Raw genomic sequence first — 23,524 nt, forward strand, 5'->3', positions numbered from 1 at the left:
TCCACCTTATTCACCAGATCTAAATCCAATTGAGAAATGTTGGGCAAATTTAAAAAAGAAAATTAAGAATGAAATTGCTAATTTTGATTCTTTAGTTCAGGCGATTGATCATGCTTTTCAGGGGATCGTTTAAATTTTAATTCACTATAAAACTATCAGATGGCGGTTTTTTTCAAGATGGCAACTTAACCATTCGTCCATTTAATCATGATGAGGAATACCTGCCGTATGCATATTCTTGCCTAGATAACAAACATGTGCGTGAAAGCTTAGGTGATCAAAGAACAACCCATTTACGTGCCTTCCTTGATGAAAACCAACATTTTCTTCCTAGTAAATCCGAGGCTAACCTCACCCACGCCGATTATGATCCAGCAAACATGTTAGTAAAGAAAATTGATGCACGCTACCAAGTGGTAGCCATATTGGATTGGGAGTTTGCTTTTTCCGGGACTTATCTGATGGATATCGGTATGTTTCTTCGTTACAGCCATAAGCTACCAGAAGTTTATGAAACAAATTTTGTTAAAGGCATCATTTCAGAGGGCAATCCCCTACCAGATAGTTGGAAAAAATCAGCAAAATTAATGGACACTATCTGCTTGCTAAGCCTGTTATATTGGAACCCTAAAAATGAAAGACCCAATTTGAGTACGGATGTTACCTTGCTTATTCAAAATACACTGGATAACTGGCGGTTGTATTGAGCGAAAAAATAGTGCTCATTAATTGATGAGCACTATACTAAATTTTTTGACTAGGTAATTTGCTCTACTTAAGCAATAGCCAGCATTCAGTCACTAACTCTGTTTCCGCAACTTCATGGTCAAAATTGTAATAACAGAAAATACAGGGCAGAGAGCCGAGATCTTCCCCTGATTTTGGCAACCAATCTCGATACAATCCATAGACAGTTTCGCTCATGTTATCACGGGCTCCTTTATGGACAGCAACCGCATAACGACCAGCAGGTAATCGCCTCTCCAAAATCTCGCCACTCAATTTTGCCTGCTCAGGAACAGTAATAGCTAGATCGAAACGAAACTCTTCCGTTGGTGTGGTTTGGGGATCATCATAACCAAATCCAAATGCTTCTCCTGGTTTAGGTTTTAAATCCATCGGGTTTGCTTTCGCCCAATTGATTAGTTTATTCACGCTGTCTCCTACTTTTCTTGGATCACCGCGATGCTCCAGTACAGCTAGACGTCTTTCCTTCATATCTTTAATAACAACATTCATTTTCATCTCACCTTGTTCTCGCAAACAGTACGGCGGTTTTTCCCAGGCTTGCCAACTCATCTGTTTTCTAAATTCACTTGGGCTGACGGTACAGTTTTGTTTGAATGCTCTCGTAAAAGCTTCATGAGATTCAAACCCCGCATCGATTGCAATTTCAATAATTGATTTATCCTTATAGACAATGAGCTGATGTGCGGCCCGTTTTAAGCGTAACCATCGAATATATTGCTGTGGCGATAAACCTGTAAATGCAGTAAATATTCGGTGGAAATGATATTTTGAAACGCATGCAACATCACTTAACTGATCTAATGTCAGCTTTTCATCAAGGTGTTTACCGATATAATCGATAACCTTTTGTAATTGATGTTCATAATTCATGCTTATCTTACTTGCACCACTTCATTTACTCACAACAAGGTTAACTTATCTATGAGGTGCTTGTTTGACCATAATTGCTAAATTTGATAGTTCTCTGTTGAAGAAAAACCTCCGATACTATTTGTGCCACTGATGCTATCACTTTATCTTTTGAAATAGCTTTTTCTTGCTTTTGTGTGTAATAAATTGCCAGCACAATAGGTGCACCTTAAGGCGTCCAGATAATGCTGATATCATTAGTGGTACCATAGACACAAGTGCCTGTCTTATCGCCGATAACCCAAACCACCCCATAGGTCATCGCTACGTGCAAGTGGAAAATGTGTTAGTTACGTTAACTCTGGATTTACTGGAATTAAAAGTCAAACCAAGAGAATTATTAAAATCATCCCCAACAATGACACATTCATCAAAATGTTCATTAACTGAAATCTTGCACCGAGTCATATTATTTACTCTGGAAGTCGAAGCGTAAGAATCTGACAATTAAGCTGCGCCTCACCATTGGAACAAATTTTGGCTGATAATGTTTCTGCTTCAAACCTAGCAATAATTGGTAATATTTTCGGCTGTAGTCGACTGACTGGAAAAATACAATTCTTACTGGAGAATGTCCTGCAATGTTGTTCGGGGTTTAGTAAATCATGTTCTATCGATAAAATTTCAATACTGGCGGCGGAATGGGAAAAATCAGTCTTGGCTTGCATGGATATATAGTGGTTAGTGGCGGTAACATCAAAAAGCGATCCCATATTGGCTGCAAAGCTTACGAAGGTGATGAGTGACAGCGTGAAACCAGTAATTTTTTTCATGTCTTTATATCCTTTTTAGGCAATCAATGTCAGTGTTAGCGCGTGTGCGTCGGTATTTCCGGTTTTAAGATGATTTAAAACTTGAGGCCTTGGATTTAATTTTCCTTCATTTAAATAAAAATATTTATATCCCACTTCAAGCGATTTATTGTTCCCTACTTGATTTAATCGAAGGCCAATGCCTGCCATTGCACTGAATTTAATCTGAGTATCCCCCTGAAATGCCTGATTGGGAATAGTAACGCCCCCGTCTAAAGAGGTTTCTTGATAACCATAGGTTTTGATGAAATTAGGACCAACCCCCGCATCAACCACGAAGGAGACTTGGTCGTCTTGTCCTTTCCAGGCCACTTTGGCATTGGCATAGAGCGGTACGTTGGTGGTTTTGTATTGATAATCTAGGTTTGGAAAGGTGCGCTCAAGATAAATGAGGCCATTAACGGTTGCAGGGCTTAAATAATAAACGCTGGCTCCAATCGCGACATCAATGGGCTGCCATGAACATGCATCAAAAAAATAACCGGCCCCTGCTAAAAAAACCGTGTTATTTCGTTGATTGACGGTATGGATGTTGCCAAAGGAGCTCCGAATGTTAATCAGCTGTTCTTGGCCTTGATTTACATAAGCCCCACCTAATGAAAGATTCAACTGCCCTTGCGGCAATTGATAGGCATGTGATGGCATGGCAGAAAGCGCTATAAAGGCGGGCAGAAGAGGCGTAAAAATCCGTTTCATAAAACTGTCCTATATTAAAAAAAATTTGGATCCTTTATCCGATCAGTTTTTTTATGATAACCAAATATTTATGATCTTTCAAAATGCGGCGGTGCAAAAAAGAAAAAGCAAATTATGCATTTTGAAAGATTAATATTTATCAGGTTGGACTTTAAATAAGGGTAATGTATTTATTTAATACCTATATAAATAGCTACTTCATCGCCATTGCTATAAGCCTCGAAGTCTGTCATAAAAGAGCGTTTATATGGACTATCCGCTGTAAAATAATTCCAGACTGTCTTCCATGTATCAATGATTGCTTTAGGCATTTCCCCCTCACCTCGAAAAATCAGATAGTTACCTGAAGTGATTTTTACAGAGCTCAACTCTTTTACCTCATTTGCAGAGGCAATACCGGCAGTCACCGTGTAAAAACCATTTACATCCGTTTCATAATCTGAATAAACCCCAAAAACTGTTTTATCTATTGTAGGATTGCTTGAATTAAATTTCTGCCACAATTTAGGCAATTTCGCCATTGTTTCATCGAACTCAATACTGTTTTGAGTTCGAACTGAAAGGCCTGTTACTGTAAAACTGTCAACGTACTTTACTATTGGTTGTGCAAATGACATTAAATGACTCCTTTTAATCGATGTTTCACTTTGATTCAAACGTTGTAATGAAGTTTCTTATGCACGGCAAACGCACATAAAGCTAGACGTTCGAACTTTTTGAACATACTGCTTTACAAGCAGTGGTGATCTAATTGGACATTATGATGTTCCTAATGAGGCGACGCGCAATCGATTGCCATCTGGATCTTGTGCAAGAAACGTATATCCATAAGGCGCGACACTTGGAGAAGCGAGTATGCTTATTTCTTTTTCTTGCCATTTTGCAAATAAGGCATCAACAGCGTTGCTATTTTCGAGTGTAAACGCCAATTCACCACTCCCCTCTTTATCAAATTTTGGTTCAACAGCATGTTTAGTTTTTAAGCCTAAGCTCATTCCATTTGAGAATTTAAATGAATGAAATGTAGGTGAGGCTTCGTCTGGTTTTATTCCCAGTAAATCCTGATAAAATTGGCTGCTTTCAGCGAGATTATCAACGTAAAGTACAATAACATTTGGTTCGATTATCATGATTTCTCCTATGATTAAGTTTCATTGATAGTATCGAACGTAGTTTACGAGTATGGACTGACAGTTTATGTCAGCAGTGTGCGTGTTAATTTACTGCTCAGGAATATCGTGAATTTCACGCCATTTTTTTAGTAACGTTTGGCGACTTTGGGGATAGCGTTTTTCACACTGAATTAATTTAACGATTCTGTCGGTTCGAAAATGACGAAAATCTGTCTTAAGCTCACACCAAGATACAATAACATGCACCTCTTCAAAATATCCAAGTGCTAGCGGCCAGATGATACGTTGAGATTCGTCACCCTTCGCATCGATATATTTCATTTGAAGTTTATATTCTCTTCGAATAGCGTCACGAATCAAAGCTTCTTTTTCATCGTCGTTTTCTATTGCGGTTTTAACAGGGCCAATGAGTAACCCTGAGTACTCAAGTTTATGCCGAAGATCTTCTGGGAGAACCGATGATATTTTTGCCAAAACATTGGTTGCTGCAAGTCTTAAATTCTTATCAGTTCTGCGAGCCACCCACCGGGAGCCAAGAACTAATGCTTCTATTTCTTCTTCGGTAAACATCAATGGAGGCAACATAAACCCAGGGCGTAAAATATAACCAAGACCAGGTTCACCCTCTATTGAAGCGCCTTGGGACTGAAGTGTTACTATGTCTCGATAAAGAGTGCGTAGACTCACACCAAGTTCATCAGCTAATTGCTTCCCACTGACAGGATAACGATGACACCGAAGTATTTGGATGAGATCAAAAAGACGTTGCGTTCTGGACAAAATATGGACCTTTAACTTTGTGATAAATGCTGACATATTTTGGCAGCATAAATTTAAAATTTCTATATATACCCGTAATCTTTCAAAAAGCATAAATCACGCATTTTGAAAGATTACGGGTATATACTGGATTTTCAGCAAATATCTCCAACCGGTCAGCTAAGCATTTCGGAAGCATCTTCTACTCATAATAATCATAAGAAAGCCGGACAGCAAACTGCTGTCCGATTAGCTCTTCTCATCTGGATAAATAACAGAATTATTGTGACTCTTACACCATATTTCTTCTTCGCTAAGTGTCGTTTCAATTAATTCGATTGGTGCACCTGAATCAATGATGGCTGCGACTTTAAAACCACTGAAAGGCTCATACGGCCCAAGAACGATTTCTTTGCCTTCTATTGCAGCTTCCAAATCATCCACCTGGAATGCAACATGACTCATTGTTTTAAGCAATGGATGCAATGGTGAGTCTTCTTCAAACCGATGATATTGAATACGGTATGGACTGTCTTCACCACCGCTTGTATACATTTTAAATGTTGAACTATATCGCTCACCTTCACGTTTAACCGTGGTCGGTATGCCAATGTGATGGAAGCGATAATTAATTGTTTTAACCGTCATCATGTTCTCCAATTAGTTTACTATTGAACCTATAGCATCTATTATATTATTAAATAGAATTATGTGAATCGAATAATAATTTATTTATTATTAACTTTTAGTTAATAGTTTGAGGCTATCATCCACCATGTATAATCACGGACAAATTATTTGCTTTTTGAAAACCGCTGAATTTGCTAGTTTTACACGCGCAGCCGATGCCTTGCACATGACCCCTACCGCAGTCAGTAAGCAAATAAAAAACTTAGAAGAAACCATTGGCGAACAATTGCTGCTGCGAACGACAAGACGAGTAAGTTTGACAGAGTTTGGCATACTATTTTATGAGCGCTGTATCCGGATTGAAGAGCAAATCAACTCCATGAATCGCTTTATTGAGTCTAAAAAAGAAATCCCACAAGGCGAATTAAATGTTTTGGTATCAACGATTACTGCCAAGGATCATTTTTTAAACCATTTAAATGCATTTATCTGCTCATACCCAGAGATTGACTTAACTATTGAGTTTTCTGAACACGACGACGATCTTTCACGAAAGGAAATTGACATCATGGTGGGATTTCCACCCATCCCCCCAGCGACAGAATCATTAAAATATAGGAGATTATTTAGCGTAAAAAATATTCTCTGCGCTTCACGAGCTTTTGTTGCCCAATACGGTATGCCGCAAAGCGCTGAGGAATTACCGCATTTTAAATTCATTTCTCACAGCCTGCGAAAACCAGCGCATTTTTTACCTCTGGCGGATGGAAGACAAATTCATTGCGGCAAACCAATTTTATATATGAATAATTTTAATGCATTGAATCAGGCTTGCCTTGCAGGAGTTGGTCTGTTTCTAACTGGTGACAGCTTAGTAAAACCATGGTTGGAAAATGGCAGTTTAATTCAGATTTTAGCAGATTATGAATTCCGCAATTTTGATATTTACCTTTTTTATCGAGCTTATGATTATGAGTTACCCAAAATTCGTGTATTTGTTGATTTTTTTACTGAAAAATTGCGTCTATCATAAAATAAACGCTTAAAAATCGACGTTCAAAAAACTATCGAGATGAAAATAGTCCAAGGCCTACGATGCTCATGAGTCTAAATGATTGCCAAATGAAGTAAACATGACCATAACCGATTGGCAGCACCCACCCAACCGATATTGTGGCCTTTATTCAAACCCATAATCCCTGAGGAATCTGACGGTAGATACCCGTGATCGTTCAAAATGCGGGTTTTTTAAAATGCGGCGGAGCGAAAAAGAAACAGCATACATCACGCATTTTGAAGGATCATGGGTATAAGTGCCTACAAGAGCTGATGGGTTTATAAAAGCATCCATTTTATGGCGTTCGCCATTCTTAATTCTACGTGGTATAAATAAGCGGTTTATTAAGCAAAATATAGATTCGTTTTTAAGGATAAGACAATGATTCAAGTTAAAAAAACAGCGCTGGCTATTCTAGTTCTGAGCAGCAGTACTGCATTTGCGGGAAGCATGGCCTCTGCTGACATCACTACCGCATCAACTGCCTATTGGGACATTGGCATCCAGGCGCTCTATTTAAACCCTTCTTTTAATGGTTCTTTTGGGGGGCAAAACACAACGGATATTGAAACCCAAACTTCCCAAACGATTCAATCCACTTTACTTCCCAATAACCCATCATGGCAGTGGGGTTTTCGACTGGAAGCGTCATACCACTTCATAAAAGACAACGATTTAAACTTGAACTGGTATCATTTAAGAAATAAAAAAACCACGGACCGTAGTTCCTTTATTAAAGGAGACGAGACGACACTTTATACATTTTCTAATGAGCCCCGCTGGGATGCGGTTAATTTAGAATTTGGCCATCAAGTTAGCTTTACTGAACGAAATAAAATTCGTTTCCACGGCGGTGCGCAATACACTCAGATTAAAAATAGTCAAACGATCCCAGATTACACCGACGTGAGCCGCGATGATGATAATAATATAGAAATAAGAAATTCTACTATAGCACACAGTGCAACCTTCAATGGCTTTGGGCCTCGCCTAGGCGCCGATATGTCTTATCAACTCGGAAAAGGATTTACCATCTTCGCTAACGGTGCTGCCGCCCTTTTAGCAGGCACCAGCAAATCTGCATTTACCCTTACTGGGACTGTGACTGAAAATAATACAGTATCCATGAATACTGCATCAATACGATATCAGCAAACGTCCGTTATCTCTGAGTTAGAAGGAAAACTTGGCCTTGAGTACTGCTACCCTACGTCCCATGGAAATTTGATTTTGAATGCCGGCTATTTATGGATTAATTATATTAATGCCATACAGCCATTTAACTTGGCACAAGCTCTCAGGGAAAGTCTTGAATCTGAGCCAGACGCCATTAGAGAAGACTTCAGTGTACACGGGCCTTTCCTCGGCATAAAGTGGAATGGAGATCTTTAAAAAATCCAACCATTTTTCTTATAAGGCAATCCCTACGTTGTGGCAGATATTTGAGCAAGAGACGAGCAAAGCTCGTCTCTTGCTCACTGGCATCAATTTATATAGTGGCGCAGCTGGATTTTTGAAATCTTAGGTTGACTTATATTACTATGTCACTTTTCTTCAAATCACCTACAATACTTTTATTGCAACCGCCATTGAAGTTAGCAACCAAGAGGTTCGAGGGCAGCGCAAAAGTTTGTAATTCAGTTACTTTTTGCCAGTCACATAATAATTATTGAATTCAAATCTAAGCTCACCTTGATATTTTTTTTCGCTCTCTTCAGCAAAGACACGAACCATGGCCTCTTGAATATCAGGAACTTTATCGGCTGCAATTTGGCCCTGGTAAAAGGATATCCCACGAACAAACTTTCGAAACGTATCTAAGTTTGGTAAGGTCAAGGATTGAAGGTGACGTTCAACGTTTAAGGTTTTAAATGGGATCGGTTCTAACTTTTCTTCCAAGTCATCGAGCTGTGCGTAATTGACTGGCGATACAAACGCGTCTAATTCAGGAAATTGCCGAGATTTTTTAACTTCTAAAAACGTGGTTATAAACGCATCATCCCCCGTAGGAAAGATGGTAAGCAATTCGCCACCCGGCTTTAATGCCTTATAGATGGTTTCGAACGCTAAAAAGATGTTATGCGTCCATTGCAAACACCAGAAAGACACAACGTAATCAAACCGATTGCTAAAGGTCATTTCGGTGATGTCACCTTTGATAAATTGCGCTTGTGGAAACTGTTTTGCATTGTTCCGTGCTAGAGAAAGCATGTTTTCGGATGCGTCCAGCCCAATAAACGAAGCCATTGGGTATTGCTCAAGGATTTTAACGCTAAAAGAGCCATCGCCACATCCCACATCTAATACGGCATCGTGAGGCTCAATCTTTAATCGCGGCAAGTATTGTTCAGCAACGGTTGCTTGAATGTAAGAACCAATAGCATAGTCTTCTGCAGGCCATTCCTTGCTTGACATCGTTTATCCTTGAAGAGTTTAAAAATGCCAAAGAAAATAAATCTTTGGCAAAAAAAATATTATACGCTGTGGGTTGTTGTCGTACCATAATAATTATGGATATTATCACCCCAGGCTTTATTTGACATATCTGGCCAATGATCTTTATCGAATCCTGGTGAGTTTTTTAGTTTTTCTTTATCCACATCGATTCTAAAGCAATCTTCGTCATCATCATAAGAAAAGATGCTCCAGGGCATGGCAAAAAATTTATCCCCCATGCCTAAAAAGCCACCATAAGATAACACTACATATTGGACTTGACCGGTAATTTTATCCAACATCAGTGCTTCTACTTTGCCCAACTCTTCGTCTTGGTGATTACGTACATCAACCCCTACGACTTCGTTTGCTTTTACTAGTCCATTAGTTGTCATTGTTCTCTCCTATGATAAAAAGCTACGCTTGTTTTCCATTTGTCATCTATAAGATTAGGCAATGAAAATGAAGCTCACAAGATGTAAAAAATCGTTTAGCAAGCAAGCCTAATGATTTTATTGTATTATTTTAAATAAAATTTTTTTAATCAGTGCTCAACTGAAGTTGAGTTGTTAAGGCTTAGAAATATACCCGTAATCTTTCAAAATGCGTGATTTATGCTTTTTCTTTTTCGCCCTGCCGCATTTTAAAAAACTCGCAAGGGAATGAGCCATTACTCGCTTTTTAAAATGCGGCAGGACAAAAAATAAAGGCGCCTAAAAACACGCATGTTGAACGATTACGGGTATATACCCGTGATCGTTCAACATGCGTGATTTATGCGTTTTCTATTTCGCCCTGCCGCATTTTAAAAACACTCACAAGAGAATGAGCCATTACTCGCTTTTTAAAATGCGACAGGACTAACAATAAAGGCGCCTAAAAACTCGCATTTTGAACGATCACGGGTATAGGCCTAATTTTCATGCACAATAAACGCTTGCCACTGCGTAATTTTACCGTGTTTTAGTTTTGCAAGTACGGTAACATCATCATAGTAACGATGATGTTTTTTGTCGGTGATAGAAACTCGATAATTAAAAGCCGCCATGTGGTCGCTGCTGACCAAATGATTCAATGGCACATCAGCTGCGATGTGATTGACTTTTTTAACTAGACTTTGAAGGCGTTTAGCGAGTTCTTTATTATTTTTAACCAATAGTTTGCCATTCACAGAGTACTGAATGGATTTACTGAAATATTGGTTTAATACTTCTGGTGAAATCATCGCGGGATGTTCAGCGGCATTATTCATCCACTTGAATAATGCTTTGATTGTGTTTTTATTTTCTTCTGCTTTTAAAGTGTTCTGATTGGGAATGACAACTCCTACATGATTTACTGGGGGGGTTAAGGCTTGTAAATTGGCATTGCAGAGCAATAAAAAGAGAAAACTTAATATATACTTCATGTGAGTTGGACCTTTCTTGATTAAGCGCTAGGAATACTAAAAAATTTGACTGAACAATGCAATTTCTTTTGGAGAAGCAATGGTGAAAAAAGAAAAACCTTACAAACGATTGTATCGTTCACGCGATGAACGAATGATTGCCGGGGTCTGTGGAGGACTCGCGCACTATATGAATACGGATCCCACTTGGGTCAGACTGGCATTCTTATTATTTTTGTTATTGGGCGGTAGTGCATTATTGATTTATCTTGTAATGTGGCTGGTAGTGCCGCTGGAACCTGAGTAAATGGATTTTAAGTGCTCACTAATTGAAGTGAGCACTTAATGAAGGCTATTAAACTCATTTACTTTGAGGATTTAAAACGAGCCATTGATATTACCCGAGGAGTCCACGTTTGTGAGGGCTGGTGTAGTCAATTGAGGGGCCAACAGGAACGATTTGCGTGGGGTTGATCATGTCATGGCTGAAATAGTAATGGCGTTTTATATGCTGGAAATTAACCGTCTCAGAAACCCCTGGCCATTGGTAAAGCTCTCTGACATAACCGGAGAGATTCGGGTAATTTTCTAGTCGTTGTTTATTGCATTTGAAATGACCATAATACACCGCATCAAAACGAATTAAGGTGGTAAACAGCCGCCAATCGGCTTCCGTGATGCGGTTTCCAGTTAAATAGCGCTGTTTTGCAAGAATGGATTCAACCTGCTCCAAGGCTTCAAATAAGCGGTGATAGGCTTTTTCATACGCATTTTGCGTGGTCGCAAAGCCACAACGATAGACTCCGTTGTTAATGTTTTCATAAATCAGCGTATTTATGTTATCAATTTGATTTTGCAACGCTAATGGATAATAGTCATCCTGGTTGCCTGTAATGGCATTGAATGCCTGATTAAACATCCGAATAATCTCAGACGACTCATTATTGACAATCTGTGAGGTTTTTTTATCCCAAAGAACAGGAACGGTTACTCGACCACTGTAATTGGAATCATGAGCAGTATACACTTGATACAGATAATCATATTGATTGATGGCATCGCCACTACTTCCTTCGTCTTCATTAAAGGTCCAACCATGCTTTAACATGTCTGGGCTAACAATGGAAAGGGAAATGTGGTCTTCTAGTTGTTTTAACTTACGGAAAATTAGGGTGCGATGCGCCCAGGGACAAGCGAGTGATACGTAAAGATGATAGCGCCCAGGTTCAGCCTGAAACCCTTGGCTGCCTGTTGGCCCTTTACTGCCATCTCGGGTTATCCAATTATGAATTTGCGTCTTTTCTCGCTTAAACTCACCCCCGCGGGACTCGGTGTCATACCATTGTTCCACCCACTCGCCTTTTTGAAGTAACCCCATTATCATGTCCTTTGAATATTATTCTTTAGACTTTCTAGCTTCTCTAATCTTCTTCTCGGTATTGTATTGCGACAGGCTATATACTGCCCATAACGCAGCTGGAATCCAGCCAATCAGAGTCAGCTGTAAAATCAAACAAATAATCCCAGCCACGGGCCGACCAATGAAAAAAAAGCTTAAAAACGGTAAAAAAATGGCTAAAAATAAGCGCATCGCTTCTCCCTAAGTATAGAGCTTATGAAATGATTCGAACTAATATACCCGTGATCGTTCAAAATGCGTGATTTATACTTTTTCTTTTTCGCCCTGTCGCATTTTGAACGATCACGAGTTTATACTTTCTCAAACGCTTCACCAAATGGCAACATGAATTTTGCGCTAAGTGTCGAATTAGCGATAAAAAAAGCCATTAGCCTGCAAGCAGGATAATGGCTTTCAAATCAGTGCTTTTAGCAGAGTTAAATTACTTAAACTAATTCAACTTCTTCAGCCTGTGGACCTTTTTGGCCTTGGCTAGCTTTGAATTTAACAGAGGCACCTTCAGCAAGGGTTTTAAAGCCATCAGATTGAATTGCGCTAAAGTGCACAAAATAATCTTTGCCATTGCTTTCGATAAAACCGAACCCTTTGCTTTCGTTAAACCACTTTACTGTACCTTGAATTTTTTCTGACATTGTAACGATTCCTAAAAAAATGAGCCTCCATTCTACCATGTTTAATAGACATTACTAGTATCTTGCTCCGTACGGGGCGAAAAATCACTGAACTTTACGTGCCCGTGCGCTCGTTTTTTGTAGATTTGATCAACACCGTGGGCAAGTCACTCCATTGTGTGGTGTAGCTAGGGGATTTCATGGCGCGCTGCATAGACCAGGGTTTGGCATGCCCTTCGGCGGCTAATTTCAAGGTATTACGGCCAAAGCGCGCGTTAATCCACCCAATGGTGTGCATCAACCGCTCGCAATGCTCGGCGTCTGAGTCTTCTACCGCATGAAATAAATCGGTCTGTTTGGGCGTTTTGGCGATTAAATCAGTCAGTGTGACGCCGACTTTTTTATAATGGATGTTTTCTTTAAATAACTGCTTAAGGCACACCTTGGCTGCATGGGTTAACGAACGCAGATCATCAGTTGGGTTAATCAGTTTAAACCCTAATGCATTGGAATACTGGGGCAGATCAGCACGGAATTTATTGGATAGTACAAACACAGATAAATACTGAGCAACTAATTGCTGTTGCCGCATTTTTTCCCACGCACGCGCTACATGACTGCTTACGGCCTCAGCTAACGCTTGGTATTCAGTTTGCAAGCTTCCAAAAGACTTCGAGGAAATGATGGATTGCTTTGGCGCAATCGCTTCTAACTCAAGACAAGGCATGCCTCTTAATTCATAAGCCGTTCGTTGCAAAACCACATTAAATCGCTTGCGAATCAGTTGTAAATCTAAACGAGCGAGATCGCCTGCGGTGCGGATATTCATAGCCAATAATTTAACAGACCAGCGCCGGCCAATTCCCCAGACTTCACCAATATCGATTTTATCGAGCCACTCAGGAAATGAGGTAATATTAACAACTGGGATTTTTAATTGTTTTTTTGCGATATGATTGGCTATTTTAGCCAGGGTTTTGGTTTTACCAATTCCGATCGATGTTGGGATGCCAGTTTCTTTTAAAATCTGTTTTTGTAACGCTTGGCAAAAACGAGTATGGTTTGATTCATGCAGGGTGGATAAATCCAGAAATGCTTCATCAATTGAATACATTTCAACATGGCTCCATTGGTCTTCAATAATAGACATAACTCGGTGTGACATATCTCCATAAAAGGTATAGTTAGAAGAAAAAACGGCAACGCCATGGGATCGGCATAGAGGCTTAACTTTAAAATAGGGCTCACCCATACCAATTCCAAGCGCCTTGGCTTCATTGGATCGAGCAATAACACAGCCGTCGTTATTTGAGAGTACAATAATGGGCTTATGGCGTAAATCCGGCCGAAACAATCGCTCGCAAGATGCATAAAAATTATTGCAATCGATTAATGCGAACATAAAATTCTCCGGAATGACGCGCCTTTTGATTTTTGAGCACAATTCAAGTTTAAGCCGAAGGGGAGAATTTGTAAATGGTTGTACTATGAAAAAACAAAACACATTATTATTCATACCAGGGTTTAAAGGTTCCAGCTTGGTGGATCAAGAAGGTCAATTAGTATGGCCAACGTTTATTGCGGCTCAATTGGATCATAAGACGTCGCTCAGGAATCATGTGCCAGAAATAGATAGTGTCAATTCAAGGCGGTTTAAGTCATCGGGGGTAATAGAAGATATTTCTATAATCCCAGGCCTATACAAAATAAATATTTATGCGAAGTTTTTTCAAGCGTTTAAACGCTGCTCTCCCGAAGACACAGAGCTTATTCCTTTTCATTATGATTGGCGACAAGATTTGATGATGGTGGTGCCTCGTCTTAAAAGCCTAATTGAGCGCTTAAAAAAAGAAAAACGTGGAACCATCGATATCGTGTGCCACAGTATGGGAGGCTTAATTACGAGCTATGTGTTGCAGATGTTTGATGAGCCTGTCTTGCGTCATGTTTATTTTGTAGCGGTGCCGTTTCAAGGAACACTAAAGGCGTTGCTTGATTTAATCCAGGGTTCGTCGTTTGGTTTGAATAAAACGTTGTTGTCCAGCAAAGCTATGGCTTCCTTTGCCAGTATTTATTATTTGCTTCCCCGTTATCCTGCAGCGACACCAAATTATTCTTTATTGGATATCGAGACCTGGAAACAATTTAACTTAGGTTATTTAATGGCGGAACAAAGCCCAGAAAAAGCGGCCTTTTTGCAGCGACAGTTAATGCGAGTAGCACGCTTTTATCAACGATTAGAAGAGTCCGGCCCTACCGCCGGCGCCTTGAAAATCATCAATTTGAGTAACCGCACACACAACACGCCTTATCAAATTCTGTTAGAGCAAAATCAGCAAGTAATTCAAGGCCAAGGCGATGGCAGTGTGCCTGATGTTTCGCTTGAGCTGCCGTCATATTTTAGCCATCTTCCACAAGATCGTCATCATATCGATGAAGCCCATGCTCTAAGTTTTAATGATGAAAAGCTGCTTAAACGCATTTTACTCCAATAAGAAGACGCAAAATGCTTGGTATAGAACAAAAAACCAGCCATGCCTGCCCAGGCAGGCAACCATTTTTTGTCATGTACAGCGCTCAAAATGTTCAGAAAGCGGAAATTTTCGTAATTTGCTTCTAAAATATAGAATATGATTTATAACAAGGATGTAGATTATGAAAGATACTGAATTTCTCGCCAATATCAAAAAAATCCGGGACGATGCGCGCAAGCATTTAATGCGAGGTCCAATCACAGAAAATTATAGTCTTGATCTAGATAACGTTATTGAGCTTTTAAACGGCGCGCTAGCCACAGAGTTAATCTGCACCTTGCGCTATAAACAGCATCATTATAGAGCGGCTGCCTTAGGGGCTAGTGTGGCGGCGGCTGAATTTTTAGAACACGCCATTGAGGAGACGGATCATGCGGATCAGTTGGCGCAACGAATTATGCAATTAGGAGGTGAGCCTAATTTTTCCCCAGAAGGTCTAGGTGAGCGCGCTCACGCAGATTTTGTGGATTGTGATACGATTGATTGCATGGTTGAAGAAAACCTCATCGCGGAGCGCATTGCTATTGATATCTATCGTGCGATGATTAATTACATTGGTTATGCCGATCCAACCACCCGCAAGCTTCTGGAAGATATTTTAGCAATCGAAGAAGAGCATGCGGATGACTTATTGGATGTTGCGGCAGAATATAATGTAAAATTAGACGGTTAATATGGGATTAGCAGCAAGCTCATCCCTCATATCTTGATTATCGTGTTGATAAACCCATTAAGAAGATTCTGCTTTGGATAAAAACTCACGAACTTCGTCATCACTCGTTTGAGGAAAATCTTCATACCAGATTCCAACTGCATAAAAATTAATTGGGGCTAAAGGACAAAAAATTTCATCGACCTCCCGTTCAAGTTCAAGCAATGTGGAGCGAGGAGCCACAGGTACTGCAAGAACGATACGACTAGGATTTTGCGCGCGAATGGCTTGAATGGCCGCCCGAATTGTTGCTCCAGTTGCAATGCCATCATCCACAAGAATAATAGTTTTATTCGTTAGATTAGGAAAAAGCTTGTCGCCGCGATAAGCTTCTTCTCGCCGTTCTAACTCATCAGACTCGGCTTTTATGACTTCATCCATCGCCTCTTTTGAAATATTCAGATCCGAAATAATAGATTGGTTATAAAACGCAACCTCACCGGAAGCAATGGCGCCCATAGCTAATTCGCGATGACCTGGAACGCCAAGTTTTCTTACTAGAAAAACATCCAAAGGTAGCGACAGTTCGGTGGCTATTTTATAAGCCACCGGTACGCCCCCACGCGGTAAAGCTAGCACGATTGCATCAGGGGTATTTTTATAACGGATTAACTTTTTCGCTAATTGCTCCCCAGCGTCAAGCCGATCACGATATTTATCCATGCCTAAATCCTTTTTATTTATGGACTTGCTTGAAAATAATTAGTGTTGTAAGCGTAGCAATTCCACACCGCTGTTGTGCCCTTGACTTCAACATTAATGGTGATCATATCTAAATTAGCTAAAGCTGGTTGAGGATTTAAATAACAAACCCTAGGAACTCCATCGACCGTAACGTACGTATAAGAAGTTGGAGGGGGTTCAGTAAAGGTTGCGGGTGGATAATATAAATCGTCACGGTGTTCAAGAATAATCGGCTCGCCGGTTACGATGATTTTGGCACCGAATGACACAACGCTTAACAGCATCAGAGATAAAAAAATTAGCGATTTCATCATTCACTCCTTTGAAACATGAAAATTATTCTTTTTTAATTATAGATCATCACATGCTGGATTGTGTTAAAAAAAAACCCTCTTAACATTAAGAGGGCATAGAAAAAATAATCCTAGATTATACGGGTGGAGGGGGTCTTCGACCACCAATTAAGCTCATAATTAAAAGGATTACAAAAACCACTAGAAATATAAAAAAGAGTATTTTGGCGATACCAGCAGCAGCGCTAGCAATACCTCCAAACCCAAATAGAGCGGCAATCAGCGCAATGATAAAAAAGAAAATAGCCCAGCTTAACATAATTCGCTCCTTGAATATCTAACGTTCATTCTAATTTTCCCTAAATAAATTAGGTAATTTATACGACTACCTATTGATAAGTATAGTACAAAAATATCATCGCAATTTTTTGCATAAATACCATTGCTTGACTATGCTAACTTTTAGAGAGGTCAATAAAAGGGATTAAGAATGGATTTGATTGGTATTATCGTTTTATTGCTTTTGATCTCTATTCTTCTACCAATTTGGCCATACAGTAGAGGGTGGGGTTATAAACCATCCGGTATTATAACCTTTTTATTGGTGATATTAGTTTTATACTTATTATTACGCCCCGGCGTAATTTAACTGTAACGGACATTAAATTTATAAACAGGGAAGGGATAATCATGAATAAGCAATTCAAACTAAAAACACTCGCCATTCTGATTTGCAGCAGTATGGCGGGCTATTCAATGGCCGATGACGCGACAACAACAAATAACGTGCAGAATGGGCAAGTGACAACACAAACCACAAGTCCAGACGCACAAACGAATGGCATGCAAAATGGTCAGATGATGACCACAACGGCTGCCCCGGCCAATGAAAATTTAACCAGTGATGTTAAAACAGCTTTGTCCGATTATTCCGGTATAGTGGATGTTACGGTTCAAGGTAGCGTTGTTCATCTCGAAGGAGAACTGCCTTCAGACACAGACTATGAAAAAGTGATTACGCTGGCTGAGTCAACCAAAGGTGTTACGGATGTAAATGCCGATAAGTTAACGGTAAAAGATAGCAAGCAGCCCTTACAAGATACGTACATCACCGCCAAAGTTAAAGGCGCTTTGATTCAAGCCGACGTGATGGGGAAAGATATCCCTAGCTGGACTGTCAGCGTAGAAACTAAAAATGGGATTGTGTATCTAGCGGGAACCGTAGCCAATGATGATGAAAAACAAAAAATAATGAAGGTTGTTAAATCTGTGAATGGAGTTAACCAAGTGGACAACCAATTGGTCGTTGGAAATGTTGCGCCAGCTAATGGCACCACCACCACAACAACGAACGGTGGTATGCAAACTGATACAACGGATACCACAACGACAGACCAAACTGGCACAGCAGGTGATGCCACGACAGAGGATGCCACTGCAGGAGATGGCTCCAATGCTGCAACCACCCCGGACCAAAACGCTGGTGGAGGGTCTTACTAAAGCGTTAAATCATCAAAAAGCACATATTTTAAAATATGTGCTTTTTTATTGGGTGAAGGAGGGGGGGTATGTGTCGATTAATTGCTTACTTAGGACATGAAGTTTTGCTTGAAGATGTTTTAGTTAAACCAGTTAACTCTATCATTATGCAAAGTTTGCATGCGCGAGAATCTGAAATCCCGACCAATGGCGATGGGTTTGGGGTGGGATGGTACAATCTTGCGATTAACTCAGAGCCCGCGTTATTTACTTCCATTTCTCCAGCATGGAATGATAGAAATCTATTGCATTTGACTGCAAAAATCATGTCACCAGCATTTTTCGCTCATGTACGGGCTGCGAGTGCAGGTGGCGTGACACAATATAATTGTCACCCGTTCAGAAAAGGGAAATGGATGTTAATGCATAACGGCGGCATTAATCAGTTTATCCAAGTTAAACGACATATTCGCCATCTTCTTGATGACGATATTTATCATTGGATTCAAGGTGAAACCGATTCAGAGCATTTATTTGCGTTATTTCAACAGTTAGCCAAAGAAAAAGACATAACAAATCTTAATATTGCTGCAGATGTATTGCAGGAAGCCTACAGAATTATCAATGAGTTACAAGAGAAGTATGGTGAGGTGGGCGATTCTTATTATAATGTTTGTCTAACCGATGGAAAACGCTTATTGGCCAGTCGTTTTTGCACGGAAAAAGGCGCTGAACCAGATTCATTGCATTACGCGGTTGGAAGTCGCTTTGAAAAGCGCGATGACAAGTACCATGTGCTTCAGGAGCATGGCGAAAAAAAATGCGCTTTAGTCGCTTCAGAAAAATTAAATGATTTTAAAACAGAGTGGGAAGATGTTCCGGTGAATCACTTTTTGTTGGTGGAAGAAGATTTTTCAATCAGTACAAGGCCTGTGAATCTATAAACTATACCCGTGATCTTTCATAATGCGACAGGGCGAAAAAGGAAAAGCATATTTTGAAAGATCATGGGTATATTATCTTAAAGCTATTACGGGCTGCGAAAGCAATAAAGGATCAAAGGCATTGCCATTCACCAGAAATAGTCGGTAAAATCTACCCCGTTATCCGATTTAAGGAAAATTGTATGCCTTCGTTTGATGTTGTTTCTGAAACCAATGAATTGGAATTACGTAACGCAGTTGAAAACGCGCAACGCGAAATCAGTAATCGCTTCGACTTTCGGGGTGTTGATGCTGAGATTAAACTTGAAGATTTGAAAGTAACCTTAACATCAGAGTCTGAATTTCAAGTTCGGCAAATGGAGGATATTTTTCGTACTCATTGTGCGAAACGTAGTGTCGATACTGGCGGCGTCGACGTGGATGACAAGCCGGTTCATAGTGGAAAAACACATACCCTAGCCATGACCTTTAAACAAGGCATCGATCAGCCTACCGCAAAAAACATTGTAAAACTGCTAAAAGACAACAAACTTAAAGTTCAAGCCTCCATTCAAGGTGATAAAGTTCGTGTGACGGGCAAAAAAAGAGATGATTTGCAAGAAGCCATTGCCGTGCTCAAAAAATCGGATATTGAACTACCGCTACAGTTTAATAATTTTCGTGATTGAACTTATTTTCAGTCCAAATAGCGACTGTAAATTTCTAGGTATTTGCCGTCTTCTTCCATGCTAAGTAATGTTTTATTAATTTCAGAAAATAACGCATTTTGTCCAAGTTTGGCCATCATGCCGTAACCTTTCCCAACAGGCAATTTGGTTCCAATAAGCTGATACAATTCAGCATTATATGATGCCCAATATTTTGCCGCTTCATTATCTAATATAATCGTATCTATCACCGACACATTTCTAACATAATAGCGATATCAAACCCATAAAAAAGCTCTGGACTGGCGGCCAACACTTCAAAAGGAGGGTTAAACTGTAAAGTGCCGATAACCAACGGTTTGCTGCAACAATCCCTCCATAGAAATAAGCATATGGATAAGAAATCGGAGGCTTAAGTGGTAATACAATAATTATCGGCAGCATTCTAATTTTCTAAATATTGGTCTATATTTATACATAGAGACAATGATCAGCCTGGCTGAACCACACAGGTAGTGTTCGATGGAGATTAGTTTGAAATATGGTGTGATCTCTGTTTAAGGCAGAAAACCTAAAGTATTTCATAAATCTCTAGATTAAATGAAAATACGGCTCAGATGAGCAGGTGATCATTGTCTGCCACTCGATGCATCGAATAAGATTAAATCAAGCCCGCTCGTTATACTTAAGATTCGTATCATCCGAAATACCGTGACTTGACCATGATCGCTATCTTCGCCAATTTGCTAACTGTATTAAAACAATATAAAATGCAGGTCTTTTGTGCGATTTGTAAAGATGCATATGATTATTTGCCGCTGGATTTTTCTTTTCACGCTTCTGCTTTGCAATTTAGCATACAGTCACCATTATGTCGTAAAGCTTGGAGATGAAACGGTAACGATCCACACCATTCACCAGGGAAAAGGAAAAGTATTTGTTCATGTTCATCAAAATGAGACTACGGCCTTAACAGCGGCGTTAGCCGTGATCGCAAAGGAGCATGGAACAGTAATTACCCTTAAGCACTCTGGGCAACGAAATATTGTGTTTCATCTAGCTGGGAAACGTTATGAATTTGATCCCAACCGAATGTTTACTGACGTTGGCATAAAGAAAACGTTGGCGCAATTTGGTCCTTATTCACCTGCGGCGCACCGCGAAGTAAATAAATTAGCCTATCAGCTGAAACAACTTATTCCGCCAGGAAAAGTCATTGCGGTACATAATAATCGCTCTTACTCTCTAAACGATTATTTGCCAGGACATAAGTTGGCTAAAGATGCACAAGCGCTTCATTATTGTGATAAAGGCCACTATCGCAATTTCTATTTAGTAACCAAAAAACAAGCATTTCAACGGCTCATAAATTTAAAGTTCAACAGCGTTTTACAAGCGAAGCAGGCCACGGATGACGGTTCTTTATCCGTGTATCTCGCTAATCATGATTATATCAATGTCGAAGCGGGGTACGATCAATTAGCCGCCCAAATCTCTATGCTTCAACAGGCTTAACCTATTGATTTTCCCGTCATCAAAAGGATTTTTTGTTCAAATATAGTTCATGTATTATAATTATTATATAACGGATTAAAGCAAGGAAGCGATGATGAAAACAGTTATACCCTCACTATTGGTATTGTCCTCTGTCGTCTTGCTAGGCAGTTGTACGGTGACGACGGTTCAGCACTCACCAGGTTATCGAACGGTTGGCTATCAAGCCTATTACTGGGGTAATCGTTATTACCACCCAGTTCGATATCGTACCTATTATCCCGCGCCTTATCGTTATTACCAATATCGCTATTACCGTCATTATTCATTTCCGTATCGCTATTGGCCGTAAAAAGGAATGCTAGGAGCAATAAGACAGTGCTTCAAAAAGCACTGTCAATTATGCGCAGATAAAAGCAGCAATTCCTAACTGTTGGACTCTCAAGGCGGAAATGGCTGAGAAAGTGGTTTATTCTTTTGCGCGAGAAACGTATTCACCTTTGCGCGTATCGACTTTGATCAGCTCGCCTGTTTGTACAAATAAAGGCACGCGAACCACCGCTCCCGTTTCTAGAGTAGCAGGCTTCCCGCCGCCGCCAGAGGTGTCACCTTTGAGGCCAGGGTCGGTTTCAGTGATTTCAAGCGTTACAAAGTTTGGGGGAGTGACTTGGAGTGGTTCATTGTTCCATAAGGTAACCGTACACATGTCTTGCTCTTTCAGCCACTTAACGGCTTCTTCAACCGCATCAGGCCCTGCAGCATATTGCTCAAACGTATCAGGAACCATAAAATGCCAATGCTCACCATCGTTGTATAAGTATTGCATTTCAACGTCAACGACATCTGCTGAAGGTAAGGTTTCACCGGATTTATAGGTTCGCTCAACCACGCGACCCGTTTTAAGATTACGAATTTTCACCCGCGTAAACGCTTGTCCTTTTCCGGGCTTAACAAATTCGCATTCAACAATACTGCACGGCGCGTTATCAACCAGTACTTTTAAGCCGGGTTTAAATTCATTGGTGCTGTAGACTGCCATGGATGCTCCGAAGTTGAGTTTTTTGTGCGATTTCGCTAAAGTTCGCGCATTTTAACAAGTCTATAATCTAAATGCGAGATACAAAAGCCAATTGGCAACAAATCCTAGCGCAGGGATTTTCCACCGCCCGCGAACTGCTCGAGTTTTTAGAGCTACCAGTGCACATGGCTAGCCAAGATGCGGAACAGCAATTTCAAACCAGAGTTCCACGTGGTTTTGCTAACTTGATGGAGTCAGGGAATCCGAACGATCCATTATTAAGACAGGTGCTGGCTATTGATGATGAAACACAAGCTGTAGAAGGGTATAGTCAGGATCCTTTACTTGAAAAATCATTCAATACCCAAGCGGGATTGATTCAAAAATATCATGGACGAGTTCTGCTTACTTTGGTTGGGGCTTGCGCAATTAATTGCCGATATTGTTTTCGCCGCCACTTTCCTTACCAAGAAAATAATCCAGGGCGTGAAGGTTGGGAAGGTGTTTTTTCTTTCATTGCAGCAGATGAAACCATTCATGAAGTGATTTTAAGCGGCGGCGACCCATTATTAGCCAACGATAAATTGCTTTCTTTTCTCTTTGGCAAACTGCAGACGATTCGCCATGTGAGGACAGTTCGTATTCACACTCGGATACCAGTGGTTCTACCTGAACGCATTGATTCAAATTTAATCGCACTTCTTAATCGTTCCTCTTTCAAGAAAGTGATTGTCTTACATAGCAATCATGCCAATGAATTAGATGATCGTGTGGCTGAGGCCTGTCAAAAACTTCGCTCTGCATCCTGTCATTTATTGAATCAATCGGTGCTGTTAGCTGGGGTGAATGATGATGTGAATATACTGGCTGCACTAAGCCGACGCTTATTTGATTGTGGAGTGCTGCCGTACTATCTGCACCTATTAGATAAGGTCGAAGGTGCGGCTCATTTTGATGTTTCTCTCCCAAAAGCAACTGAGCTGTTTAAAGGCTTGCAAGCCATATTACCAGGGTATCTTGTGCCCCGCTTAGCGTGCGAATTACCGGCGGAAAAACATAAAACCTTATTGGGACTTTAAAACGTCATACGCCTGCCGCCATAATTATCCAAAAAAACAA

Annotated in this window: 33 protein-coding genes and 1 pseudogene; 14 read left to right on the forward strand and 20 right to left on the reverse strand. The window is 40.2% G+C overall.

Annotated elements, in window-relative coordinates; all coding sequences use genetic code 11:
• On the forward strand, nucleotides 1–133 hold a 133-nt coding region (locus E1O47_RS10020; protein ID WP_207384319.1), incomplete at its 5' end, for a transposase.
• Between the two features lie 58 nt (nucleotides 134–191).
• Nucleotides 192–707 carry a phosphotransferase family protein gene (locus E1O47_RS10025; RefSeq protein WP_341272536.1) on the forward strand — a complete coding sequence of 172 codons (516 nt, stop codon included), beginning with the start codon at nucleotides 192–194 and terminating at the stop codon, nucleotides 705–707.
• 64 nt (nucleotides 708–771) lie between these two features.
• Here E1O47_RS10025 and E1O47_RS10030 read toward each other — a convergent pair whose 3' ends face one another.
• The 8 genes and pseudogenes from E1O47_RS10030 to E1O47_RS10060 form a co-directional block, all read right to left on the reverse strand.
• Nucleotides 772–1,620 (reverse strand): AraC family transcriptional regulator, encoded by an 849-nt coding sequence (locus E1O47_RS10030; protein ID WP_133131122.1) that lies wholly within the window; start codon nucleotides 1,618–1,620, stop codon nucleotides 772–774.
• 211 nt (nucleotides 1,621–1,831) lie between these two features.
• Nucleotides 1,832–1,903, reverse strand: a pseudogene (locus E1O47_RS12545) (serine hydrolase); the annotation flags it as partial.
• 169 nt (nucleotides 1,904–2,072) lie between these two features.
• Nucleotides 2,073–2,432, reverse strand: coding sequence for a hypothetical protein (locus tag E1O47_RS10035; RefSeq protein ID WP_133131123.1), 360 nt, complete (start codon nucleotides 2,430–2,432; stop codon nucleotides 2,073–2,075).
• A 15-nt stretch (nucleotides 2,433–2,447) separates the two neighbouring features.
• The gene (locus tag E1O47_RS10040; protein ID WP_133131124.1) at nucleotides 2,448–3,167 is read right to left on the reverse strand and encodes a hypothetical protein; all 720 of its coding nucleotides are present in this window, start codon (nucleotides 3,165–3,167) and stop codon (nucleotides 2,448–2,450) included.
• A 170-nt stretch (nucleotides 3,168–3,337) separates the two neighbouring features.
• Nucleotides 3,338–3,784 (reverse strand): GyrI-like domain-containing protein, encoded by a 447-nt coding sequence (locus E1O47_RS10045; RefSeq protein ID WP_133131125.1) that lies wholly within the window; start codon nucleotides 3,782–3,784, stop codon nucleotides 3,338–3,340.
• A 141-nt stretch (nucleotides 3,785–3,925) separates the two neighbouring features.
• On the reverse strand, nucleotides 3,926–4,297 hold the full coding sequence (locus tag E1O47_RS10050) for a VOC family protein (protein ID WP_133131126.1): 372 nt from the start codon (nucleotides 4,295–4,297) through the stop codon (nucleotides 3,926–3,928).
• Nucleotides 4,298–4,387: 90 nt separating this feature from the next.
• Complete coding sequence (locus E1O47_RS10055; protein ID WP_133131127.1) at nucleotides 4,388–5,080, reverse strand: helix-turn-helix transcriptional regulator; 693 nt, start codon at nucleotides 5,078–5,080, stop codon at nucleotides 4,388–4,390.
• A 228-nt stretch (nucleotides 5,081–5,308) separates the two neighbouring features.
• Nucleotides 5,309–5,707, reverse strand: a complete 399-nt coding sequence (locus E1O47_RS10060; RefSeq protein WP_133131128.1) for a VOC family protein — start codon at nucleotides 5,705–5,707, stop codon at nucleotides 5,309–5,311.
• Nucleotides 5,708–5,834: 127 nt separating this feature from the next.
• On the opposite strand from E1O47_RS10060, the gene E1O47_RS10065 reads away from it, so the two are divergent.
• Together E1O47_RS10065 and E1O47_RS10070 are read left to right on the forward strand one after the other, a co-directional pair.
• The gene (locus E1O47_RS10065) at nucleotides 5,835–6,722 is read left to right on the forward strand and encodes a LysR family transcriptional regulator (protein ID WP_133131129.1); all 888 of its coding nucleotides are present in this window, start codon (nucleotides 5,835–5,837) and stop codon (nucleotides 6,720–6,722) included.
• Between the two features lie 405 nt (nucleotides 6,723–7,127).
• The gene (locus E1O47_RS10070; RefSeq protein ID WP_133131130.1) at nucleotides 7,128–8,138 is read left to right on the forward strand and encodes an Lpg1974 family pore-forming outer membrane protein; all 1,011 of its coding nucleotides are present in this window, start codon (nucleotides 7,128–7,130) and stop codon (nucleotides 8,136–8,138) included.
• Between the two features lie 249 nt (nucleotides 8,139–8,387).
• Here E1O47_RS10070 and E1O47_RS10075 read toward each other — a convergent pair whose 3' ends face one another.
• The 3 genes from E1O47_RS10075 to E1O47_RS10085 form a co-directional block, all read right to left on the reverse strand.
• Entirely contained in the window at nucleotides 8,388–9,161 is a 774-nt protein-coding gene (locus E1O47_RS10075) for a class I SAM-dependent methyltransferase (protein ID WP_133131131.1), read from the reverse strand.
• Between the two features lie 59 nt (nucleotides 9,162–9,220).
• The gene (locus tag E1O47_RS10080; protein WP_133131132.1) at nucleotides 9,221–9,577 is read right to left on the reverse strand and encodes a PRC-barrel domain-containing protein; all 357 of its coding nucleotides are present in this window, start codon (nucleotides 9,575–9,577) and stop codon (nucleotides 9,221–9,223) included.
• A 518-nt stretch (nucleotides 9,578–10,095) separates the two neighbouring features.
• Entirely contained in the window at nucleotides 10,096–10,590 is a 495-nt protein-coding gene (locus E1O47_RS10085; RefSeq protein ID WP_133131133.1) for a hypothetical protein, read from the reverse strand.
• Between the two features lie 79 nt (nucleotides 10,591–10,669).
• Between E1O47_RS10085 and E1O47_RS10090 the strand changes: the two genes are divergently transcribed.
• A complete protein-coding gene (locus tag E1O47_RS10090; RefSeq protein WP_133131134.1) occupies nucleotides 10,670–10,876 on the forward strand; it encodes a PspC domain-containing protein in 207 nt (68 codons plus the stop codon).
• A 90-nt stretch (nucleotides 10,877–10,966) separates the two neighbouring features.
• Here the strand turns inward: E1O47_RS10090 and E1O47_RS10095 are convergent, their stop codons facing one another.
• From E1O47_RS10095 to E1O47_RS10110, 4 genes are all read right to left on the reverse strand, one after another.
• Entirely contained in the window at nucleotides 10,967–11,947 is a 981-nt protein-coding gene (locus E1O47_RS10095; protein WP_133131135.1) for a glutathione S-transferase family protein, read from the reverse strand.
• Between the two features lie 18 nt (nucleotides 11,948–11,965).
• Nucleotides 11,966–12,160: a YqaE/Pmp3 family membrane protein gene (locus tag E1O47_RS10100; RefSeq protein WP_133131136.1), complete on the reverse strand. Its 195-nt coding sequence runs from the start codon at nucleotides 12,158–12,160 to the stop codon at nucleotides 11,966–11,968.
• Nucleotides 12,161–12,414: 254 nt separating this feature from the next.
• A complete protein-coding gene (locus E1O47_RS10105; protein WP_133131137.1) occupies nucleotides 12,415–12,621 on the reverse strand; it encodes a cold-shock protein in 207 nt (68 codons plus the stop codon).
• A gap of 94 nt (nucleotides 12,622–12,715) precedes the next feature.
• Nucleotides 12,716–14,002 (reverse strand): Y-family DNA polymerase, encoded by a 1,287-nt coding sequence (locus E1O47_RS10110; RefSeq protein ID WP_133131138.1) that lies wholly within the window; start codon nucleotides 14,000–14,002, stop codon nucleotides 12,716–12,718.
• A gap of 85 nt (nucleotides 14,003–14,087) precedes the next feature.
• Between E1O47_RS10110 and E1O47_RS10115 the strand changes: the two genes are divergently transcribed.
• On the forward strand, nucleotides 14,088–15,095 hold the full coding sequence (locus tag E1O47_RS10115; protein ID WP_165475097.1) for a lipase/acyltransferase domain-containing protein: 1,008 nt from the start codon (nucleotides 14,088–14,090) through the stop codon (nucleotides 15,093–15,095).
• Nucleotides 15,096–15,255: 160 nt separating this feature from the next.
• A complete protein-coding gene (locus tag E1O47_RS10120) occupies nucleotides 15,256–15,807 on the forward strand; it encodes a ferritin-like domain-containing protein (RefSeq protein WP_133131140.1) in 552 nt (183 codons plus the stop codon).
• Between the two features lie 57 nt (nucleotides 15,808–15,864).
• Here E1O47_RS10120 and E1O47_RS10125 read toward each other — a convergent pair whose 3' ends face one another.
• The 3 genes from E1O47_RS10125 to E1O47_RS10135 all read right to left on the reverse strand — a co-directional run bounded on the left by E1O47_RS10125 (nucleotide 15,865) and on the right by E1O47_RS10135 (nucleotide 17,142).
• Nucleotides 15,865–16,509, reverse strand: coding sequence for a phosphoribosyltransferase (locus E1O47_RS10125; RefSeq protein WP_133131141.1), 645 nt, complete (start codon nucleotides 16,507–16,509; stop codon nucleotides 15,865–15,867).
• A 17-nt stretch (nucleotides 16,510–16,526) separates the two neighbouring features.
• Entirely contained in the window at nucleotides 16,527–16,841 is a 315-nt protein-coding gene (locus tag E1O47_RS10130) for a hypothetical protein (protein ID WP_133131142.1), read from the reverse strand.
• Nucleotides 16,842–16,959: 118 nt separating this feature from the next.
• The gene (locus tag E1O47_RS10135; protein ID WP_133131143.1) at nucleotides 16,960–17,142 is read right to left on the reverse strand and encodes a DUF1328 domain-containing protein; all 183 of its coding nucleotides are present in this window, start codon (nucleotides 17,140–17,142) and stop codon (nucleotides 16,960–16,962) included.
• A gap of 171 nt (nucleotides 17,143–17,313) precedes the next feature.
• Here E1O47_RS10135 and E1O47_RS10140 point away from each other — a divergent pair, with 171 nt between their 5' ends.
• The 4 genes from E1O47_RS10140 to E1O47_RS10155 all read left to right on the forward strand — a co-directional run bounded on the left by E1O47_RS10140 (nucleotide 17,314) and on the right by E1O47_RS10155 (nucleotide 19,914).
• A complete protein-coding gene (locus E1O47_RS10140) occupies nucleotides 17,314–17,472 on the forward strand; it encodes a DUF3309 family protein (protein ID WP_133131144.1) in 159 nt (52 codons plus the stop codon).
• 41 nt (nucleotides 17,473–17,513) lie between these two features.
• On the forward strand, nucleotides 17,514–18,323 hold the full coding sequence (locus tag E1O47_RS10145; protein ID WP_133131145.1) for a BON domain-containing protein: 810 nt from the start codon (nucleotides 17,514–17,516) through the stop codon (nucleotides 18,321–18,323).
• A 68-nt stretch (nucleotides 18,324–18,391) separates the two neighbouring features.
• On the forward strand, nucleotides 18,392–19,246 hold the full coding sequence (locus E1O47_RS10150; protein ID WP_133131146.1) for a class II glutamine amidotransferase: 855 nt from the start codon (nucleotides 18,392–18,394) through the stop codon (nucleotides 19,244–19,246).
• A 182-nt stretch (nucleotides 19,247–19,428) separates the two neighbouring features.
• Nucleotides 19,429–19,914 (forward strand): YajQ family cyclic di-GMP-binding protein, encoded by a 486-nt coding sequence (locus E1O47_RS10155; protein WP_133131147.1) that lies wholly within the window; start codon nucleotides 19,429–19,431, stop codon nucleotides 19,912–19,914.
• Nucleotides 19,915–19,922: 8 nt separating this feature from the next.
• Here the strand turns inward: E1O47_RS10155 and E1O47_RS10160 are convergent, their stop codons facing one another.
• The gene (locus E1O47_RS10160; protein ID WP_133131148.1) at nucleotides 19,923–20,150 is read right to left on the reverse strand and encodes a type 2 periplasmic-binding domain-containing protein; all 228 of its coding nucleotides are present in this window, start codon (nucleotides 20,148–20,150) and stop codon (nucleotides 19,923–19,925) included.
• A gap of 547 nt (nucleotides 20,151–20,697) precedes the next feature.
• Here E1O47_RS10160 and E1O47_RS10165 point away from each other — a divergent pair.
• Nucleotides 20,698–21,408 (forward strand): protein tyrosine phosphatase, encoded by a 711-nt coding sequence (locus E1O47_RS10165; protein ID WP_133131163.1) that lies wholly within the window; start codon nucleotides 20,698–20,700, stop codon nucleotides 21,406–21,408.
• Nucleotides 21,409–21,502: 94 nt separating this feature from the next.
• Nucleotides 21,503–21,739, forward strand: a complete 237-nt coding sequence (locus tag E1O47_RS10170) for a hypothetical protein (protein ID WP_133131149.1) — start codon at nucleotides 21,503–21,505, stop codon at nucleotides 21,737–21,739.
• A gap of 117 nt (nucleotides 21,740–21,856) precedes the next feature.
• Here the strand turns inward: E1O47_RS10170 and efp are convergent, their stop codons facing one another.
• On the reverse strand, nucleotides 21,857–22,426 hold the full coding sequence (efp, locus tag E1O47_RS10175) for an elongation factor P (RefSeq protein WP_133131150.1): 570 nt from the start codon (nucleotides 22,424–22,426) through the stop codon (nucleotides 21,857–21,859).
• 71 nt (nucleotides 22,427–22,497) lie between these two features.
• Between efp and epmB the strand changes: the two genes are divergently transcribed.
• Complete coding sequence (gene epmB, locus E1O47_RS10180) at nucleotides 22,498–23,484, forward strand: EF-P beta-lysylation protein EpmB (protein WP_133131151.1); 987 nt, start codon at nucleotides 22,498–22,500, stop codon at nucleotides 23,482–23,484.
• The last annotated feature ends 40 nt before the right edge of the window (nucleotides 23,485–23,524 follow it).

It is taken from the genome of Legionella yabuuchiae (assembly GCF_900640115.1).
Lineage (GTDB): Bacteria > Pseudomonadota > Gammaproteobacteria > Legionellales > Legionellaceae > Legionella_A > Legionella_A yabuuchiae.